We start from the raw sequence: 380 nt of genomic DNA, 5'->3' as shown, positions 1-380 counted from the left end.
GATGTATTCCGCGCTCGGTTTGCGCTCGCCCTCGTGCAGGGCGATCAGGATTTCCCCATCCAGCGTGCCGATCGTGCCCGCGTTGCTGTACGACAGGTTGATCCCCGAGTTCGGCACGCCCAGGTTGTCGAGGATGGTCGACAGCTCCTGCTTGGGAATGATCTCGCGGATGGCCGTTTCCACTTCGTCGGCCAGCCGTGCGGTTTCTTCAATCCGCAGGCCCGACGGCGCGCGCATGTGCAGGCGGATCTGGCCGGCATCGACATCGGGGAAGAAGTCGCGCCCGAGAACGAGGTACAGGGCACACGACGCCACGCAAAAGCCCAGGAACGACAGTGCGAACACGCGGCGGTATTCCAGCAGCCCGCCGAGGATGGCGG

Annotated in this window: 1 protein-coding gene; it reads right to left on the bottom strand. The window is 64.7% G+C overall.

Features of this window, described 5'->3' with window-relative positions; all coding sequences use genetic code 11:
- A partial coding sequence (locus tag ERX35_RS11335; RefSeq protein WP_149459988.1) for an efflux RND transporter permease subunit occupies positions 1 to 380 on the bottom strand: 380 nt, incomplete at both ends.

Source organism: Macrococcus equipercicus, from assembly GCF_004359525.2.
In the GTDB taxonomy this organism is placed as follows: domain Bacteria; phylum Bacillota; class Bacilli; order Staphylococcales; family Staphylococcaceae; genus Macrococcus; species Macrococcus equipercicus.
This window is presented reverse-complemented; position numbering and strand designations above follow the sequence as displayed.